The sequence below is a fragment of the Allocoprococcus comes genome, assembly GCF_013300725.1.
Taxonomy (GTDB): domain Bacteria; phylum Bacillota; class Clostridia; order Lachnospirales; family Lachnospiraceae; genus Allocoprococcus; species Allocoprococcus comes_A.
Window position 1 is genome coordinate 24,333 of record NZ_JAAIMM010000028.1, and the last position, 19,361, is coordinate 43,693.

The 19,361-nt window shown below is 42.2% G+C and carries 19 protein-coding genes, 1 pseudogene and 1 riboswitch; of the genes and pseudogenes, 8 read left to right on the top strand and 12 right to left on the bottom strand.

Going from position 1 to position 19,361, the window contains the following annotated elements:
- Positions 1–156 precede the first annotated feature (156 nt).
- Both G4407_RS13415 and G4407_RS13420 read right to left on the bottom strand, forming a co-directional pair.
- Positions 157–1,887, bottom strand: a complete 1,731-nt coding sequence (locus tag G4407_RS13415) for an ABC transporter ATP-binding protein (protein ID WP_243868850.1) — start codon at positions 1,885–1,887, stop codon at positions 157–159.
- A 2-nt stretch (positions 1,888–1,889) separates the two neighbouring features.
- On the bottom strand, positions 1,890–3,638 hold the full coding sequence (locus G4407_RS13420) for an ABC transporter ATP-binding protein (RefSeq protein WP_173689269.1): 1,749 nt from the start codon (positions 3,636–3,638) through the stop codon (positions 1,890–1,892).
- Positions 3,639–3,903: 265 nt separating this feature from the next.
- Between G4407_RS13420 and G4407_RS13425 the strand changes: the two genes are divergently transcribed.
- Positions 3,904–4,752 (top strand): LysR family transcriptional regulator, encoded by an 849-nt coding sequence (locus tag G4407_RS13425; RefSeq protein WP_173689270.1) that lies wholly within the window; start codon positions 3,904–3,906, stop codon positions 4,750–4,752.
- A 234-nt stretch (positions 4,753–4,986) separates the two neighbouring features.
- Positions 4,987–5,934 carry a glutaminase A gene (gene glsA / locus G4407_RS13430; RefSeq protein WP_243259253.1) on the top strand — a complete coding sequence of 316 codons (948 nt, stop codon included), beginning with the start codon at positions 4,987–4,989 and terminating at the stop codon, positions 5,932–5,934.
- Between the two features lie 56 nt (positions 5,935–5,990).
- On the opposite strand, the gene bilS is transcribed toward glsA, so the two are convergent.
- A complete protein-coding gene (gene bilS, locus G4407_RS13435; RefSeq protein ID WP_022220512.1) occupies positions 5,991–6,494 on the bottom strand; it encodes a flavodoxin family protein BilS in 504 nt (167 codons plus the stop codon).
- A gap of 136 nt (positions 6,495–6,630) precedes the next feature.
- Between bilS and G4407_RS13440 the strand changes: the two genes are divergently transcribed.
- On the top strand, positions 6,631–7,974 hold the full coding sequence (locus G4407_RS13440; RefSeq protein WP_330586089.1) for a D-serine ammonia-lyase: 1,344 nt from the start codon (positions 6,631–6,633) through the stop codon (positions 7,972–7,974).
- A gap of 46 nt (positions 7,975–8,020) precedes the next feature.
- On the opposite strand, the gene G4407_RS13445 is transcribed toward G4407_RS13440, so the two are convergent.
- From G4407_RS13445 to G4407_RS13455, 3 genes are all read right to left on the bottom strand, one after another.
- Positions 8,021–8,899, bottom strand: coding sequence for a YitT family protein (locus G4407_RS13445; RefSeq protein WP_173689271.1), 879 nt, complete (start codon positions 8,897–8,899; stop codon positions 8,021–8,023).
- 162 nt (positions 8,900–9,061) lie between these two features.
- Positions 9,062–10,249: a sensor histidine kinase gene (locus G4407_RS13450; RefSeq protein ID WP_173689272.1), complete on the bottom strand. Its 1,188-nt coding sequence runs from the start codon at positions 10,247–10,249 to the stop codon at positions 9,062–9,064.
- On the bottom strand, positions 10,246–10,986 hold the full coding sequence (locus G4407_RS13455) for a response regulator transcription factor (protein WP_173689273.1): 741 nt from the start codon (positions 10,984–10,986) through the stop codon (positions 10,246–10,248). Before G4407_RS13455 ends, G4407_RS13450 begins: the two co-directional genes overlap by 4 nt.
- A 77-nt stretch (positions 10,987–11,063) precedes the next feature.
- Here G4407_RS13455 and G4407_RS13460 point away from each other — a divergent pair, with 77 nt between their 5' ends.
- The 3 genes from G4407_RS13460 to G4407_RS13470 are packed head-to-tail and all read left to right on the top strand — an operon-like array spanning position 11,064 to position 13,061.
- Entirely contained in the window at positions 11,064–11,204 is a 141-nt protein-coding gene (locus G4407_RS13460; RefSeq protein WP_055155946.1) for a CD1871A family CXXC motif-containing protein, read from the top strand.
- The gene (locus G4407_RS13465) at positions 11,197–12,084 is read left to right on the top strand and encodes a 4Fe-4S binding protein (RefSeq protein ID WP_173689274.1); all 888 of its coding nucleotides are present in this window, start codon (positions 11,197–11,199) and stop codon (positions 12,082–12,084) included. Before G4407_RS13460 ends, G4407_RS13465 begins: the two co-directional genes overlap by 8 nt.
- Before the next feature lie 32 nt (positions 12,085–12,116).
- Positions 12,117–13,061: a TlpA disulfide reductase family protein gene (locus G4407_RS13470; protein ID WP_173689275.1), complete on the top strand. Its 945-nt coding sequence runs from the start codon at positions 12,117–12,119 to the stop codon at positions 13,059–13,061.
- Between the two features lie 189 nt (positions 13,062–13,250).
- Here G4407_RS13470 and G4407_RS13475 read toward each other — a convergent pair whose 3' ends face one another.
- From G4407_RS13475 to G4407_RS13495, 5 genes are all read right to left on the bottom strand, one after another.
- A complete protein-coding gene (locus G4407_RS13475) occupies positions 13,251–14,162 on the bottom strand; it encodes a nucleotidyl transferase AbiEii/AbiGii toxin family protein (RefSeq protein ID WP_173689276.1) in 912 nt (303 codons plus the stop codon).
- The gene (locus tag G4407_RS13480) at positions 14,149–14,766 is read right to left on the bottom strand and encodes a hypothetical protein (protein ID WP_173689277.1); all 618 of its coding nucleotides are present in this window, start codon (positions 14,764–14,766) and stop codon (positions 14,149–14,151) included. Before G4407_RS13480 ends, G4407_RS13475 begins: the two co-directional genes overlap by 14 nt.
- A 236-nt stretch (positions 14,767–15,002) precedes the next feature.
- Positions 15,003–15,245 carry a helix-turn-helix domain-containing protein gene (locus G4407_RS17185; protein ID WP_173689285.1) on the bottom strand — a complete coding sequence of 81 codons (243 nt, stop codon included), beginning with the start codon at positions 15,243–15,245 and terminating at the stop codon, positions 15,003–15,005.
- Positions 15,246–16,322: a M42 family metallopeptidase gene (locus G4407_RS13490; RefSeq protein WP_008371255.1), complete on the bottom strand. Its 1,077-nt coding sequence runs from the start codon at positions 16,320–16,322 to the stop codon at positions 15,246–15,248.
- A gap of 12 nt (positions 16,323–16,334) precedes the next feature.
- Positions 16,335–17,096 carry a creatininase family protein gene (locus tag G4407_RS13495; RefSeq protein WP_173689278.1) on the bottom strand — a complete coding sequence of 254 codons (762 nt, stop codon included), beginning with the start codon at positions 17,094–17,096 and terminating at the stop codon, positions 16,335–16,337.
- A gap of 417 nt (positions 17,097–17,513) precedes the next feature.
- On the opposite strand from G4407_RS13495, the gene G4407_RS13505 reads away from it, so the two are divergent.
- The gene (locus G4407_RS13505) at positions 17,514–18,272 is read left to right on the top strand and encodes a GntR family transcriptional regulator (RefSeq protein ID WP_173689279.1); all 759 of its coding nucleotides are present in this window, start codon (positions 17,514–17,516) and stop codon (positions 18,270–18,272) included.
- 22 nt (positions 18,273–18,294) lie between these two features.
- Here G4407_RS13505 and G4407_RS17040 read toward each other — a convergent pair.
- Positions 18,295–18,393: pseudogene (locus G4407_RS17040) on the bottom strand (ATPase); the annotation flags it as partial.
- Positions 18,368–18,443: riboswitch (cyclic di-GMP riboswitch) on the bottom strand. It overlaps the preceding pseudogene by 26 nt.
- Before the next feature lie 181 nt (positions 18,444–18,624).
- Here G4407_RS17040 and G4407_RS13515 point away from each other — a divergent pair.
- On the top strand, positions 18,625–19,323 hold the full coding sequence (locus G4407_RS13515) for a CHASE domain-containing protein (RefSeq protein WP_173689280.1): 699 nt from the start codon (positions 18,625–18,627) through the stop codon (positions 19,321–19,323).
- The last annotated feature ends 38 nt before the right edge of the window (positions 19,324–19,361 follow it).

The following is a 19,361-nucleotide window of genomic DNA, read 5'->3' on the forward strand; positions in this document are numbered from 1 at the left end:
TGTAAAATGGAAAAGAGGATGCCCCGGCAAAGGGCAGCCTCTCCAACCATTTATTCTGAATTAATCAAATGGAATCTCACCATCTGGTGCTTCCATGAATCCATCCTTAACTGTTTTGGATGTTTCCGACGAATCCGCTCCAGCACCGTTATCCTTTTATGACACTGCCTGGAACTGGCTGTTATACAGATGACTGTAGAAGCCACCTTCTTTCAGCAGTTCTTCATGGGTTCCCTGCTCAATGATCTTACCGTCTTTCATGACGAGGATCAGGGAAGCGTTGCGGATCGTAGACAGGCGGTGTGCAACGACAAAGCTTGTACGACCTTTCATCAGGTTATCAAATGCTTCCTGTACCTGCAGTTCGGTACGGGTATCGATACTTGAAGTCGCTTCGTCCAGGATCAGCATTGGTGGCAGACAGAGCATAACTCTTGTGATACACAGGAGCTGTTTCTGTCCCTGGCTGATGCTGTCCTCATGCAGGACGGTATCAAGTCCCTGCGGAAGTCTGCGGATGAAATCCCAGCTTTTTGCCTCTTTTGCCGCCCGGATGATTTCTTCATCCGTGGAATCCGGTTTTCCGAAGCTGATATTTTCACGGACAGTACCGGATTTGATCCAGGTATCCTGAAGCACCATACCGAAGCTCTTTCTGAGCGAATGTCGGGAAATCTCGTCGATCGGTTTACCATCGATACAGATCTTTCCGGAATCCACGTCATAGAAGCGCATCAGGAGATTGATAAATGTTGTTTTTCCGCATCCGGTAGGACCTACGATCGCAATACGCATACCAGGTTCAACCTGAAGGTTAAAGTCTTCAATCAGAGATTTACTCTTGTCATAGCTGAAATCTACGTGGTCGATATCCACATTTCCATCCACCTTCTCAAGTACTTCAGAAGAATCTTTTACTTCTTCCGGTTCTTCTAAGAGGTCAAAGATACGTGTCGCACATGCAAGGGCGTTCTGCATTTCCGTGATTACGGATGTAATGTCGTTGAATGGCTTCATGTACTGGTTCGCGTAAGAAAGCAGTACGGAAAGACCGCCGACCGTCAGGGTTCCAAGCGGGATCAGGAATGCGCCCACAAGTGCTACCGCAGCGTAAATGATGTTATTTACGAAACGGGTGGACGGATTGGTAAGGCTGCTGTAAAATACGGCTTTCTGACTGTATTCTTTGAGTTCTTTATTGATCTCATCAAAACGCTTTGAAGCTTTGTCCTCATATCCGAATGCCTTGACAACCTTCTGATTTCCGATCATTTCTTCGATCAGAGCAGTCTGTTTTCCACGGGTTTCACTCTGCTTTTTAAACATGGTAAAAGAGCGTGAGGAAATAAATTTTGCCACCAGGAAGCTGAGTGGTGTCAGAAGGATGACCATCAAAGTGATCCACACGTTCTTGGAAAACATGAAGATCAAGGTTACAACAACGGTCACAACGCCGGAAAATAACTGGGTAAATCCGAGCAGTAATCCGTCAGAAAGGATATCGGTATCGGCAATGATACGGCTCACAATATCGCCGGTGCTGTGCTGATCCAGATAAGAAAGCGGAAGCTTCTGGATGTGGCTGATTGCCTGGGATCTGATATCCTGTACAATATGATAGGTCATGCGGTTATTGACAAGGTTCATGATCCAGATTGCGGCTGCAGCGATCACTACGAACAGAAGAATCTGCTTCAGATAGATCCACATCTGGGTAAAGTCTACATTGTGCGCTGCTACGATCTCATCGATCGCATTACCGAAGAGAACCGGCACATAAAGCTGAAGAACCACTGATATTCCGGCAAGGATGATGCTGAGGATCAGGAGGATCCAGTATTTTCCGATATATTTAAAAAGCTTTTTCATTACACTGTCTTTTTTCATACCTACATCTCCCCTCTTTCATATTTTGCACGGTCTTCCGGGAACTGTGAGAAATAGATCTCACGGTAAACTTCGCAGGATTTCATGAGTTCTTCATGTGTGCCCTGTCCGGCGAGTTCCCCGTTATCTAATACTAAAATCTTATCTGCCTGACGGATGCCGGCAACTCTCTGGGATACCAGGAAGGTTGTTGTCTCTCCTTCCAGTCCTGCGAGGGCTTTCCGAAGTGCTGCGTCAGTTGCAAAATCAAGTGCGCTTAAGCTGTCGTCGAGGATCAGGATCTCCGGTTTTTTCACAAGCGCGCGGGCAATGGTAAGACGCTGCCGCTGTCCACCGGAAAGGTTCTTTCCGTTTTGCTCCAGCATGAAGTCAAGCTGTCCGTCTTTGCCCTCTACAACTTCTTTTGCCTGTGCAACTTTCAGTGCATCCCAGATCTCGGAGTCAGATGCATTTTCATTGCCCCACTTCATATTGTCGCGGATGCTGCCTTTGAAAAGGACAGAACGCTGCTGGACGATTCCCACCTTGTCGTGGATTTCCTGATTGGTAAGCTCTTTTACATTTCTTCCGTTCAGCTTAACAGTTCCGCTGGTTGCATCGTAGAAACGGGAAATCAGGCTGACCAGAGTGGATTTTCCGCATCCGGTACCGCCGATAATGCCGACTGTCTGCCCTTTTTTTACAGAGAAACTGATATCGGAAAGGCTCGATGCACCGGCACCTGCATAAGTGAAAGATACGTTGTCGAAATCAACTTCATTTGCAGAAGGATCTGCTTTTGCAGAAGCAGTTTCCGGGTAATGCATGGTGGTCCGGATATCCAGGACACCGGCTACACGGTCAGCACATGCCATCGCCTTGTTCAGTGTAATGATCAGGGAAGCCAGCTTGATCAGCTCGACGATCATCTGTGCCATGTAGTTGTAAAGCGCGACAACCTGCCCCTGATGCATGGTTCCGAGATTGACCTGGAGTCCTGCTTTTGCGATCAGGATGACAGTTGCAATGTTGATCAGCACGTAGGTAAATGGATTTAACAGGGCGGAAATTCTTCCGACAAATTCATTTAACCTGGTCAGTTCGGTGTTGCTCTTTTCAAATTCATTTACCGACTCTTCTTCACGGCAAAATGCGCGGATCACGCGGACACCTGTCAGATTCTCACGGGTAAGTCCTGTGACGCGGTCCAGGGCAGCCTGCACTTTTTTGAAAAGCGGGATGCTGACCAGCATAATGAAAATGACGCCGACAAATAAAAGAGGGATCGCCACAACGAATACCAGCGCACATTTAAAGTTGATCGTAAATGCCATGATCATCGAACCGATTACGATAAACGGACTTCTCAGAAGAAGACGAAGTCCCATGTTGATGCCGTTCTGGACCTGGTTGATATCATCGGTCATTCGTGTGATCAGGGTGTCCGTACCGATCGTATCAAGTTCGGTAAATGAAAAGCCCTGAATGTGGTCAAATACGGCCTGTCTTAAATTGGTTGCACAGCCGACACTCGCTCTTGCAGCAAAATACTGTGCGGTAAAACTGCAGCTAAGACCGACTGCAGCCATGAGGATCAGCACCAGGAACATCTTTACGATGTAGCCGTGGTCATTGTTTGCAATACCAATATCAATGATCTTGGCGACAACCACCGGAACCAAAAGGTCAAATACGACTTCCAGCAGTTTGAATAATGGTGCAAGAATACTTTCCATCTTGTATTCTTTCAGATAAACCCAAAGTTTCTTCAAACACACTCACTCCTGTTCTTTACTTCTTAGTTTTTTCTTGACCTACTTATTATAATGCGCTACCATCAATATGAATAATATTGTTTTTATGACAGTTTAATATAAAAAAAGTATAACAATGTGAGTGGCAAAAATATAAATTGCTTATTCATGTTTTTGGCGGGTCAAGAGGTCAAAAATCCTCTCGCAAGCAAGCTTGCATCGGCTTTCTGACCTTTTGACCCTGGTATCATCATCATATAACTAAACGGAGGAAAAAAAGAAAATGGAACTCAGACAGCTGGAATATTTCCGGGAAATCGCGAATACGGGAAGCATCAATGAAGCGGCGAGAAAGCTCAATATGTCACAGCCGCCCCTCAGCTATCAGATCAGGCAGCTGGAAAATGAACTGAACGTGCAGCTGTTTGAGCGTACTCATAAAGGGGTGATCCTGACGGCGGCAGGTAAGCTCTTGTATGACCGTGCGGCGAGCCTTCTGGATTATGCCAGATCGACAGAGCTTGAGGTGTCCCAAACGGGTAAAAAGAGGGTTCTGAGAATCGGGATCACGCCGACGACGGTCGGCACAGTCATGCCGTTTATCGCAGAATTTTCAAAGAAAAATCCCGACGTGAATTTTGAGGTTCACGACGGGATCACATATACATTATACGATTATCTTCAGGAAGGGATTATTGACATTTCCGTTGTCCGTACTCCCCTTCGGCTGGATGAGGTCGAATTTGCGATTTTGCATGAGGAGCCGATGATTGCTGTATCAAATTCTGCAATGTCAGAAAATACAACAGCCTCGCTTACACTTACCGATTTGTTACACAAACCACTGATTCTTTACAGACGTTATGAAAAGCTGATCATGGATGCGTTTCATACACAAAATCTGGTGCCGGAGGTATTTTGTCTTTGCGATGATGCCAGAGGCGCTACTCTTTGGGTAAAAGAAGGGCTTGCCACAGCAATTTTCCCGCAGTCTATGCAGCCTCTCTGCGAAGGACTTACCTGTCAGGTACTGGATGAGGTCGATCTGATGACAAAGATCCTTCTTATTTGGAAAAAAGAACGTAAACCGTCTGCACTTGTGCAGGAATTTATGAAGGTCTGTCTGAAATAGGCAGCTTTGTCTATCTTCGATACAGATTTTTATAGCGTTTTTTGTCCTCTTTCGTTAAGATAACAGCCAGAAGCATGAACGCGACTCCTGTCAGAAGAACGACGTTCCAGGTAAATGTCGGCGTATGATTCTTGCGAAAATGATGGTTGATTGAAGCAGGAAAATGATGTATGTTAGTACTTAGAAACCAGCAATTGTAAGGGGAATACAATTGAGCGAAAAAAGGAGAATACAATGAAGTCAGAAGAGGTTATGACAATACTGGAAAATGCCATCCGTATCGGAAAAGGTGTGACCCGGTATGGAAATGTCGCATCGTATATTCCGGAGCTTGCCAAGGCAGATAAGAACAAACTGGGGATCTGTCTTTACACAATAGACGGCAATCAATTTGAGACCGGAAATACAGAGGACAGATTTACGATACAGTCCATTTCTAAAGTAATGGCACTGTGTCTGGCACTGGAAACATTTGGAGCAGAGTTTGTGTTTGATCATGTGGGCGTGGAGCCGTCAGGGGAAGCTTTTAACTCACTGGTAGAGTTGGATAACCGGAGCAACCGGCCCTTTAATCCGATGATCAATTCCGGAGCAATCACGGTTGCAAGCCTGCTTGTAAACCACTATTCCATCGAAGATATGCAGAAGTATATGCAGGACGTATGCGAAGATCCGGAGATTGCGGTAGACGAAGCCGTATTTCAGTCCGAGATGGCAACTTGCTCAAGAAATAAGGCGATCGCCTATCTTTTAAAAAGTAAGGATATCATTGATACCGATGTAGAAGAAAGTGTTACCTTTTATACAAAGATGTGTTCCATGTCGGTAAATGCAAGAGATCTGGCAATGTTCGGCCTTCTGCTTGCAAATGACGGAGTGCAGCTTTCCACCGGAAAACGTCTGATCTCATCCCAGACTGTGCGGATGGTACAGACCATTATGCTCACCTGTGGAATGTATGACGGATCGGGCGAATTTGCATTAAGAACGGGAATTCCGACCAAGAGCGGAGTTGGCGGCGGCCTGCTTAGCGTATCGAAAAAGAAAATGGGAATCGGGATTTATGGACCGTCTCTTGATAAAAAAGGAAACTGTATCGCAGGCTGCGAATTGCTGGGATATATCTCAGAAGCACTGCATCTTCACATTTTTGATACCAGAGAGTGGAAGGTAGAAGAATAAAAAAGACGATACTACAGAAATTCTTTCATAAGAGTTTCTGCGGTATCGTTTTTCTTTTATCTTAAAACAGATTTTTGAAGTTTCTCTAAATCAGCTTTATCCGGATGAGATAAAGCTCTGTCAAAGTTTTCAATCAACATATCAAGATTTGGTTTGTGGTTTGGATCTTCTTTCATTTTCACATACCGTTCTCTCATAGCCATCGGCATCTTGCCCTGGCACATATACTCTCCTACTATCTGATTGCTCGGATCAATATTTTCACGTACATTGTGAAGTACTTTCTGATAATACTCTTCGCTTCCACCAAAGCCGGCTGTTCCGAATAAGAAGATTTTTTTATTTCTAAGTGATTTTAACAGTGTGGTTGTCGCTTCGTCAGCAGTTCCTTTGTCTGTCCAGAAGCCGATATAGAGTATTTCTGACTGCGGATCTGCATCTTTACATAGACCAAAATAATCGAGAGTTTCTTCCGGAAGTATTTCGCGGATCGCGTCGGCAAGTTCCTTTGTATTGCCTGTCATGCTGCTGAATAAAATAGAATATCTTTCTTTTCCCATGTTTATTACCCCGTTTCTTTTAAACATATTTTAATTATAACACTATTTTTTAGGATTGACAGTTTTTTTGTGGTAGGCATAATACAAGAAATAAGGTAATATATAGGTATGAATAAAGTCATTTGGAAAGAAATGTATGAAAGCAATGGTTGATTTGAAAGTGCTGGAAGAAAAAACACCGATTCTGAAGGAAATCCGCAGTGAAAAAGAGGTGTTCTGGAAAAATTCGGACAAAACAGCTTGTGGGGAAGCAATGGAACAGATTGAACTTGGTATGGAAGATGTAGAAGATGCGGAGCACAGACTGGAGCGTTTTGCACCGTTCATTATGAAATGTTTTCCGGAAACAAAGGAGAGAAACGGAATCATCGAATCTGTTCTGACACCGGTTCCGAAGATGAAGGATTTGCTGAATGAGAAATACGACAGCAATCTGGAAGGAAACTTATTATTAAAGCAGGACAGCCATCTGGCAATCGCCGGTTCGATCAAGGCACGCGGCGGTATTTATGAGATTTTGAAGCATACAGAAGAACTTGCATTAGAGCATGGGATTTTGAGTCCGGAAGACAATTATGAGAAACTGGCGAGTGAAGAATGCAGAGAGTTTTTCAAAAAGTATACCATTCAGGTTGGTTCCACCGGAAACCTTGGACTGAGTATCGGAATCATGAGTGCAGCAGTTGGCTATCAGGTGATCGTACACATGTCAGCAGATGCGAAAAAGTGGAAAAAAGACTTGCTCAGAAGCCACGGGGTAACAGTAAAGGAATATGAGTCAGATTATAGTGAAGCGGTGAAAAACGGACGTGCTTTATCTGATGCAGATCCGAACAGCTACTTTGTGGATGATGAAAATTCAAAAACACTCTTTCTTGGTTATGCAGTAGCGGCAAAACGTCTGCAAAAGCAGTTGGAAGAAAAGAATGTTGCAGTAGACGAAGAACATCCGCTCTTTGTATATATTCCTTGCGGAGTAGGCGGAGCACCGGGTGGTGTATGCTTTGGACTTAAGCTGCTGTTCGGCGATCATGTACACTGCTTTTTCATAGAACCGACACAGGCACCGTGTATGTTAGTCGGAATGGCAACCGGACTGAACCAGGAGATTTCCGTACAGGATATTGGGCTTACTGGACTTACCCATGCAGACGGGCTTGCCGTGGGACGTCCTTCTGGATTTGTAGGCAGAGTAATGAAAAATCTGCTTGGCGGCGAATTTACTATCCGCGATGGAAAATTATATGATTATATGAGAGACCTTCTCGGAACAGAGAACATTTTCCTTGAGCCAAGTGCCTGTGCTTCTTTTGAAGGACCAATACAGATTGAAAAGAATGAATCTGCACGCAAATATTTACAGGAGAATCATCTTGAAGAGAAAATGAAAAATGCAACACACATTGCATGGGCAACAGGCGGAAGTCTCGTGCCGGAAGCAATTCGCGAAGAATACAAAAACACGTATCTGGAGAAATAAAAAGATGCGGTCTTCCTCTGAAGTGGCAGAAGAAGACCGAGTTTCTTTATTCATTTCCCATATTATTCGAGAAGATATCAGCTACTTCGCTGATGATAATGTAAGCTGTCGGATCGAGGCTGTGTACCAGATCTTGCATCCGTACAACTTGATAACGGTTAATAACAAAGAAGATCATTCCTTTGTCAAGGTTAGAATAACCACCCTTTGCTTCCAGACGCGTCATACCGCTTTTGAAAGTTTCGGTTAATACGCTGCAGATTTCCTGCGGATGCGCCGTAATGATGATGGCACATTTATCCCGGTCGATTCCTTCTACCACATAGTCGATCGTCTTTAAGGCTGCGAAATAAGCAACGATTGAATAAAGAGGGAGTACCCAGCTCTTAAGTGCAATTCCGCAGATGATGTATAAAACGATGTTGTATATCATAACGAAGGTTCCGACGGTAAGACCGATACGTTTGGCAAAGATAACAGCCATAACTTCAATACCGTCCATAGCACCACCATATCGGATAGCAAGCCCGCTCCCGATTCCGGAGATTACACCGCCAAAAAGTGCACAAAGCAGTAAGTCCGTTCCGGCAAGAGGGGAAGCAATGCTGACGTCAATCGGAAAAACATCGGTTATCAGCCAGGCAAACAGGGAATAGATGGTGACTGCGTAGATTGCATAAAAAGTAAACAGAATACCCTGCCTTTTCAGACCGATCAGAAACAAGGGGATGTTTAACACCAAAAGGAACAATGACAGTGACAGATAGGCAGGCGTGAGCTGTTCCAGTAGCATAGATGTTCCTGAAATACCGCTGTCATACAATTTGACCGGAGTCATAAAAAGCGTAATGCCAAAAGCATTTATGATACCGGCAAGGGTCAGCATCAAAAGATTGGTAATACGTGGTTTTTGGGTGTTTTTCATTCGTTAAGAACTCCTTTGTTATTTAATAATGTAATTTTTGAGGATTGCGAGAGTGCAAAGCACGTAGCAATCTGATATCAAAGGTGTCAAAATACCTTTTGACCCCAACATCATTTTTATTTTATCAAATAATGGAAAAGAAGTCAGTAAAAATCAGATAGGTTAGATCTGACGCTTTTCAAATTCTGCCCCCATACTCATTTTCACTTCAAATGTCGTCCCGTTATGCTTATTTGTATAAACTTCAATCGTTCCGCCATGAACCCGCACAACTTCTCGCACCATCGCAAGTCCAAGCCCCACACCTCCGAGTTCCCGGCTTCTTGACTTATCTACCCGGAAGAACGGTTCGAAGATCTGCTCTCTGAATGCTTCATCAATTCCATTTCCTGTATCCGAAACCGTCAGAACAACTTCGTTCTTCTTCCTTATTGCTGATACCGTAACGGATCCATTCTCCCGATTATATTTAATCGCATTTTCCACAAGATTATATAGCATTCTGTAAATCAGAATATCACTTCCTGTCAAAAATAATTCTTCATCTGCCTTTTCTCCTGCGCCCTGTGACTTCTGTATCAGTTCAACCTTCTTTTCCTGTGCCAGCGGTTCCAGATCTGTCAGCACTTCCTCAATCAGACTATGGAGCTCAATTCTGTCATTTCGTGATACGGTCTGTAATTCGCTCATATCCAAAAGCGTTCGGACCAACTTGCTAAGACGTTCATTCTGCTCCGTTACCATCTGAATTGTCTCTTCTGCCGCTGTTGTACTCTCCGGATGTTCTGTTGTATGGTATAGATCCAGTTGTGCCTGGATTAAAGCCAGTGGAGTACGTAACTCATGTGCTGCATTTCCCGTAAACCGGCGCTGCGTCTCGAATGATTCTGAAAGCCGCATAAGCATTTTATTGTAAGATATGCGAAGTCTGTCCAGCTCTGCAATCTTATTCTCTTCGATCGTATAATCTTTCAGATTCTGTGCCTGAACTTTTTCCACTGTCTCTGAAAATTCCCTGAGTGGTTTCAATGCCCGTCCACTGATAAAATACGTCGCTGCGCCGCCAAACAGCGCTACAATAGCAGTGATCAGAAGGCTTCTGCTTCTATAATCTGATTTGGAGTTATAAACCTTCATGGAAAACTGTGCCACAAAGTCATCCCACTCATTATCCGGAATATCAATGTACACAGATTCCGGCTCTGTGCCCTGATCGGTGATAGATTCCTGAAGTGTATCGAAATAATAGACTCCGTTTTTATATAAGAAAAAGGTAAGACATCCGCATAATATGGTGATCAACACTGTTGTAAGAAGTGTTAATTTCCACTGGAGTGATATTTTTTTCATGCTTTGCTATTTCCCCCTATCTTATAGCCCTCACCGATTTTGTTCACAATTGGATCATATCCGAGTCCTGCTTTCAGTTTTTTTCTCAAAGAAGACATATGCACTCGGATCGAACCGCTAAAACTGTCCACAGAAGAATCCCAGACATGCTCGATCAGTTCTTCCTGACTGACCGGTCTTCCTTGATTTAAAAGGAGATACTCTAAAATTCCATTTTCTTTTCTCGTCAACACAACCGGGTTATCGTCTGCATATGCAACCCTTTCTCTCGTATCAAATCGAAGTTTTCCACATTCCAGACAGATATTTTTTTGTACAAATTTTCTTCTTGTCAGGCTTCTCACGCGCGCTTCCAGCTCCTGCAGGTGAAATGGTTTTTCCATATAATCATTTGCACCGGAATCCAATCCCTCAACCTTATCTGCGATCTGACTTCTCGCAGACAGGATCAATACTTTTGTCTCTTCATTTTCTTTGCGAAGCTCCCGAAGGATCTCCATCCCATCCACCCCGGGCAGGTTAAGATCAAGCACGATCAGATCATACAGTTCCGCATAGATCATTTCCAGTGCCTGCTCTCCGTCATTACACGTATCCACCTCATAACCTGCCAGATGCAGACTTTTCGCGATCATATCACATAATTTTTTTTCATCTTCAACAACTAATAATCTCAATTTACTTTTCTCCATTTTCTTAACAGGGAATTTACATCCCATATTATATAATATAGCCATTGAACGGTCAATAAGCCGACTTTGAGCAATAACATTGAAAGGAGCAGTTACTATTTACAGTAACAAGTGGTATCTTAATGAAATCAGAAAAAGCAACGCAAATTTTTTTACTTGCAGCCGGTCTTGTATTTTTCCTTGTTGGAATTTACCGTGGAGAAGCTGCAACTGTACTCAGTAAGGCAATAAAATTATGTATGGAGTGTGTCGGAATTGGATAAGAAATTAAAATCAAACAAGAACTTCCTGGTTCGTTTCCGCGGATGGTTTCAGGCAGCTGCAACACTGCTGACAAATCTTCATATTCCGAATCTGTTTAAAGGGAAAATTTATCAGGGAAAGGCAAAAACAATCTGTGTACCCGGACTGAACTGTTACTCTTGCCCGGCTGCCACGGGTGCCTGTCCGATTGGAGCCTTCCAGGCTGTAGTCGGTTCATCAAAATTCAAGTTCACCTACTACATCACCGGATTTTTTATCTTGCTGGGAGTTCTGTTAGGACGATTTATCTGCGGTTTTCTCTGTCCGTTTGGATGGTTTCAGGATCTGTTGCATAAAATTCCGGGTAAGAAACTGTCTACTGCAAAACTAAAACCCCTGCGGTATCTGAAATACGCGGTCCTGGTCGTCTTTGTTATACTGCTTCCGGCATTTGTAACTAATTCGCTGGGGATGGGAGACCCATTCTTCTGCAAATACATATGCCCACAAGGCGTACTTGAAGGTGCAATCCCACTGGCATTTGTTAATTCGGGAATCCGTGCGGCACTCGGGCACTTATTTACGTTTAAGTTTACAATCCTTGTACTTGTAATCATCTTAAGCATTTTGTTTTACCGTCCATTCTGTAAGTGGATCTGCCCGCTTGGTGCCATCTACTCGCTGTTTAACAAAATATCATTACTTAAGATTAAGGTGGATCCTGAAAAATGTGTCAGCTGTCAAAAATGTAGCCATGCCTGCAAAATGGATGTAAATGTAGTAGATACACCAAATCATCCGGAATGTATCCGATGTGGAGCATGTATGAAAGCCTGTCCGACAAATGCAATCTGCTATCATTACGGATTTTCAGGCAAGAAACAGGCTGACAATAAATAAGCTAAAATAATATTCAAAGGAGATTAAAAATCATGAAAAACAAAACAAGTAGAACAAACTCAATGAAATTAAAAAAGGCAATTGCGGCATCTCTTGCCGTTTTCATTCTTTTTGCATTCACAGGTTGCAAAACATCATCCGGTTCTGCAACAACTGAAAGCTCAAAGCAGGAAGATACTTCCACAACAGATTCAGGCAGTTCGGGTGATCTGAATGAAAAGCTGAATGACCTTTACCAACAGGAAAACCAGATCTTTGCAGATCACAAAGATGTATGGGATAAAGCATTTGGCTTTATGAGCAAGAACACTGACGATGATACCATGAATGAAAATTATGCGGACTTTCTTGCAAATACAATAGAATCAAACAAAGATTCTTTCTCCGAAGAAGAATATGCTACCCTGAGTAAAGACATTGAAACGATCCGCGGTATTGAAGAAGAAATTGCAAAACTTGAAAAAGAAATTGCCGCAGCTGATTCTTCCGGCAGTAATTCTTCTGACACGGCTGACTCTACAGGTGTGTTCCACGGTTTCAAAGGGAAAGACCTGGATGGTAACGATGTAGATGAAAGCCTTTTCGCCGAAAATAAAGTTACGGTTGTAAATTTCTGGTTCAGTGGATGCAAGCCTTGCGTTGAAGAACTCGCTAAACTGAATGAATTAAATGATACAATTAAGAAAATGGGCGGTGAAGTTGTTGGTATCAATACAGATACATTAGATGATAATCAGGATGGTATCAAAGAAGCGAAAGAAATCCTGAAGGCCAAGGGAGCTTCCTACAAAAACCTGACTTTCGATTCCGATTCAACAGTTGGAAAATATGCAGGAAACATTATGGCATTCCCGACAACAGTTCTCGTAGATAAAGACGGAAATATCGTTGGCGAACCTTTCATGGGCGGAATCGATGATCAATCAAACTACGAGCAACTAATGAAACAAATTCAGTCCATACTTGATCAGGAATAATTCTTTTACTGAAGATGTATGCTAAATAGGGGCTGTGCGGCAGCCCCTATTTTTTGGTGTATCCCTATTTATCAGGATTCCACGTTTAACCTTTTGCTAGCTCTGAAGTTTTCCGAATGCTTTGTTTATGATTTAGGTAACATTCAAGCGTAGCAACCAACTGCCGATAATAAATTGACCACAAATGCATTATTTTTTCTTGTACAAAAACACATCCGACTCCGCTACTACTGCAATACCATTTTCGATTGCATAATCATAACCGATATCTTCATATAATAATTTCTGGGTCACATTTCGATAATCTGGTTCATAGAATCGGCTGGAAATAATCTCCTTTAACATTCCTGGAATATTATATTCCAGCTGAGCAGACGGGTTGTTCTTTGAATGCATTCTATCATTTCTAACAGTGTCAATTAGCTCATCCAGTTTCAAATCCATTTTTATTATGGGAAGTAATTTACAAATATCATATAAGTGACGTGAATCTCTATCCTGCATATTCTGGATACGGTAATCACAGATTGCAAATATCTTATCAATAAAAGTTCGCTCCACCGACTGTACATTCATAATAACTGTCGCTGCTTCAAACGGAATTGGAAGTGATATCCCATTATCTTTACAGAATTTTCCCACAAAACTTCCAACTTCATGTCTATCAACAGGGTATACTGTCTGATAGTAACTGGTCTCTACTATAATTTCCATTGGTTTCGCTGAGAAAAGAGAATCATAGCTAAATACATACATATTGTAATCATGTCTTGATTTAATTTGATCTGGATTTGTAAGTTCCATCCCCAATGATTTTGCAATTTCTATAATATGCTCTTTTGATGCTTTTCTCTCAGTCTGCGTCGGTTTTCGATTCATCGACAAATCAATATCTTCAGAAAACCGATCTATCAGATTATATGCTTTTGACAAAGAGGTTCCACCTTTGAACACAAACGGAAGATTAATCTTCGATAGTTCCAATAGAAACATTGATTGCACCGTGTCCTTCTCAACCATAAGTTCAGCTCTTTTACATTCACGAGCCACTGCCTCTATGATTTCTTTCCATTCATTCCTATATTCTCTATACCAGCTCACTCATCAGCCCTCCTTGATAAATATTCCGGTATACCCGATCCGGGAATAACGCAATGTATCTTTTTACAATAGAAAAATCCACATTCAGGATATTTACGAATTCTTTTAGTTTCATTCTCAATAAATTATCTGAAATCTCACTGTATTTATCGATGGTTGTCATCAGATCTAAGAACTGCAGAGCTGCCTGATTTTCCTTTGTTATTTCGGTAATAGGTTTATAAACGATCAGATTTCTACCATCAATGCAAAGTTTTCTCTGTTTTGTAGTTGCTTCATTTGAGCACACCTCTATGCAAGCCGGTGTTTGAGTGGTAAATCCATACATATTTGCAAGCTGAATTCCGGTAATATATCCAGTCACTCTGCCATTGGATTTAATAAATTTTTTATCCACATATTTGTCTATCGACATCTTCCCTTTAGTCCCCAGAATCGTTGTATACGATAAATAATAGACACCATTAAATAAACGCTCTAATTTTCCGTCATCTACAAGCTTTTTCATTTCCTGACGAATGTAGTCTCTGGAATCGCCTGGAAGCTCATACAAAAAGATTGGCTCATCTTTTTCGTAATTTTTTAATATATAGTCATATAGCATACGCTTTACCTCACATATTTGAAATTATATATTTCATTTTTATTATACTATATATTATGCACTTGTCAAATGCGATTCATTCATCTATTCTGAGCTATAATAAAAACAGCTGAATGATATCCTGTGCAAGTGATGGTTTTTGTATGCTTTTTCCATTTTTGTTTGAAGTGTACCAGTTATAGCCAATATATAAAAAACGAACCACATCCATTACGTGATTCGTTTTTTTACAATTATTACAATATTCTTAATATTACAATTCTATTTCGAACGGATAGCATCTCTGCTATATTTTCAAAATCCATCCCCGTCAGCTCTACTATTTTTTGCAAACGGTATGACACTGACCGAGAGTGCCCCCCCATTAGCTCTGAAGTTTTCCGAATGCTTTGTTTATGATTCAGGTAACATTCAAGCTTAGCAATACAATTCTCTGTTAGTATGTTTCGAAAATGCTCTGTTTCTTTTACATACTGTATTTAAAAACTCATAACCTGCTCTTCGTCAAGTCTTTTAAGAATTTCGCATGCCAGCTTAACAGCGTTATCAAAGTCGCTATAAGCTGAAATTCCGTAATGTGTATGTGCATAGCGGACCGGAACTCCGATAACGATGACCGGAACTGCTTTTTCAGTCAGATGTATAGCTGCACCATTGGTTGAGCCGGCACTACGAACTGCATCTTGAACCGGAATACCAAGCTTTTCTGCCAGATCCAGTGCATATCTTTGATAATGCGGATTGGTGATCATGCGGGCATCAATGTGACGCAGCATCGGTCCTCGCTTGATAGCTGTCTGAACCATATACGACTCAACGCAGGTATCATCTGCCGGGCAGCCTTCAAAAACAATTGCGATATCCGGCTTGATTACCTGTGCTGTCACGGTGGCACCGCGTACACCAACTTCTTCCTGTGCTGCACAAGCGCCAACAATATCCACATTCAGCTCCTGACCAGCCAGGGTATGCATAGTCTTAAGAATTGCCGCACATCCCAGACGGCAGTCAAAGCTCTTGCCAACCATCAGATCTGTGGTTTCTGAATATGTAAATGTCACATCCGGCACTACGGGTTCACCGATACGAATGCCGAACTTTTCAACCGCCTCTTCTTTAGAAACAGCGCCAACATCTACCGTGATATCTTTCATATCCAGAGGTGCTTTACGCTCCTGCTCTGTCATGAAATGCGGAGGCTTGCTGGCAGTAAGCCCCGGAATATATTCTCCGAACCGGTTGCGAACCAAGACTTTATGAGCCGGAATATTGTGGTTAACCCAACCTCCGATCTGAATGATGCGGAGAGTTCCGTTTGGGCAGATAGCCTGCACCATAAACCCAACCTCATCACTATGTGCGTCAAGCTGAACAACCGGACGTTTGCCGTTATTTTCTTTACGGCGGATATACAGGTTGCGCATGCGATCTTCAGTAATTTCTCCGAGTCCTTCTGCGTAAGGACGAATCGCTGCAACCACTTCATCTTCGAAACCGGATGTACCGTTTGCATTTGAAATTGCTGCAATCATTTCCAGCGTTGTTTTTTTATCCATTCTGACACCTCTCTATGAAAGTTTTACGTTCTTGAATTCTTCCATGAAATCAACAATATAGTTTGCTGTGGTCTCAAGCATCTCCTTGCCCCACTCTTCTGTAGCGGTACTCGGATGATCCGGTCCGATCCAGCCGCTGTCTGTTACATGCGGAGTATTGCGTATAATATCAACGTTAACTCCCTTGAACTCAACAGAACGGAAACCGGTTGTCTTCAGATTATCAGACAGGTGCTTAAACTGGAGTTCACCACCTATCTCACTCTTATCAACTAAAGACGGATCAATTCCAAGAATCGCAGCTGTTTCCTCACCACCGCCGTGGCCGCCTTTCCACGCCGGGTTCATATCCCATGCCATCAGCCACCAGTTAAGCATAGCCACCAGACAGCCCTTATCTTCGAATTCCATGCCAAGGCGTTCAATCATCTTGATGTTTCCGCCATGTCCGTTCAGAAAAACGAATTTTCTTGCGCCGTGACGATACAGACTCAGAAAAATCTGGCGACAAAACTGATAGAGTACCTCATTGTCAATATCAATTGTACCCGGATATGGAGCTAAACACTGGCAGGAACCATATGGAATGGTCGGAGCAATCAAAACATCACTCTTCTTCTCAATTTTCTCCAGCAAATGCTCCGGAATCAGTGTATCGGTTCCTAGTGGCATGTGACGGCCGTGACACTCAATACTTCCGATAGAAATAAGTACCATATCGTTTTTTTCAAAATATTCTTGAGCTTTCGGCCAGGTCAAATTTGTAAGTCTCATAAGTTCTCTCCTTCCTACTATAATTATTCTTCTCTGCTGAAAATCGGACTATTCGGAAACCAGACAGTCCGACATCCATCAATTACTGCGTTGCCTCCTATTCCCCTTTAGGATTTACTTTTTTTATGACAATGCAGAATTTTTGAGCTACGCTTGATAACCCAAGTATAGTCCAGGCAAATATGATTGTCAACAATTTCAACTTAATGTTAACAGCATAAAAAATGCTTTCGTTTTAGTTAACAATCTACTATAATTATAATAAGTTTTTAGCTAACGGACAAAAGACATCCGTGTAGTCGTTTCTACTAAATTAGTAAGGAAATGGAACATGCGAAAAATTGGCGGTATGTTCTACTACGAACCAAGCGCACCTATTGAAACCGGATACTTATTCTGAAAATTTATGAGGTAAATATGCAGAAACAACGAAAAACATCAAATACTACTACATCAGAAATTGTTCTTGAATCTCTGCGGGAGCAGATCATCAATGGGATCCTTCAGCCTCAGGAAAAACTGGTAGAGGCTGAAATTGCCCGGAAATTCGGGCTCAGCCGAGGTCCTGTGCGCGAAGCGCTCCGACAGCTTGCTGTCGAAGGTTTAGTCGATTACTGTCCTAATAAAGGATGTACAGTCGCACTGCTTTCTCCACAAGACGCTTATGAAGTCTTTTTTCTGCGCGGCAGCCTTGAAAAACTGGCGATCCAGAAAAGCAACTGCCTCCTCAGTGACTATAGTCTCATGATAATGGAAGCCAGCATTGAAGAATTTCGAAAGGCTATTCTCGAAGGTAATACTATGAAGGCTGTTCGTGCAGATGAGAAATTCCACCTGCAGATCATTCGCTCAGCCCAGCTTAACCGACTGACCAAAATGTGGGAGTTGCTGAGTCCACTGAATGGTGCCATGTTCCTCTCGGTTCAGAATGCCAATCGCTTTGGACTGTTAAGCGGAGATGCTGAAACGCTTCAGAATGTCAAATGCTTAGAACCAAACACACCGGATCCAAGTACCGCTCATAACGGAGGCACTGCAGTATGGACACACCAATGCCTGTTGGAGGCCATCCGGATTAACGATATCCAGGCAACCTGTGCTCTTCTGGACCAGCATTATGAAGAAACCGGCAGACGTGTATACAGACTTTCACTCATGAAAGAACAGGGTTTTTGATCTGTTTCATTAATAACAGATGTCAGAACTCTAAACTATCTGCATTCAAAAGGAAATACTTCATTCCCATGATGACAAATCCTTCATCATTTCTCCAAGGTTTCTTGCTGCCATTTAACAGGCCCTTTAGCTTTGCGTCTCAGACTTTCGTCTGATTTGCCATTTCACTTATTATTTTTTATTTGAAAACTAATTTTATTTTACGCCCATATTTCTTTGCATAGAAGAAAAAGCATTATCGCTTTAACGTAAAAAACTTGTTGTTTTTTTCGGAAAACTTATTCTGTCTTTCAACTTTTGTGATATAATGCTTCATTATAAAAAATCCCATGGATAAAATGAGGTGAACCAGGTGAAAAAGAAAACACTTGTGCCTCTTATCGGTTTTTTACTGGGCATATGCCTTGTTAGTTTAATTGTATACAAAACAGACACCCATGAAAAAGAGCAGAGACACATAACAGCACAATTAAATGTAGTCACCTATGGTGAACGCATAAAGAATGAAATTACAGCTGGAATTGAGATTACGGATGCTTTGAAGCAGATCTTAATAAGTGAAGATGGTGACATCTATCATTTTGAAACGATTGCCGGAAATCTTATATCTGATTCTATTGAAAGCATACAACTTGCTCCTAATGGTGTTGTAACCGATATTTATCCGGCTGCTGGAAATGAGGCAGGTAAGATTGATCTGATCCATGATAAAGACCGTGGAAAGATTTCCTGTTATGCTAGAGACAACCATACAATCATTACACAAGGTCCCTTCAAATTGAAACAGGGCGGATATGGAATTGCCGTCCGCAATCCAGTCTACCTGAAAGATAAAAATGATCAAGAGTATTTCTGGGGATTTACTATCGTTATCCTGCGTATTCCGGACATTTTTTCAGACTCGATCCATGCACTTTCAGATTTTGGATATGAATATAGAATTTTAAAAACAGTTACTCCCTGGAGTGACACTTATAAAGTGGTTTATCAGTCGGATGATCAAATAAACCATCCTGTTTCTTATACTTTTACAATAGATAATATGAAGTGACCTCACATTTGTAGCAACGTGGATTTACCTGTATACTA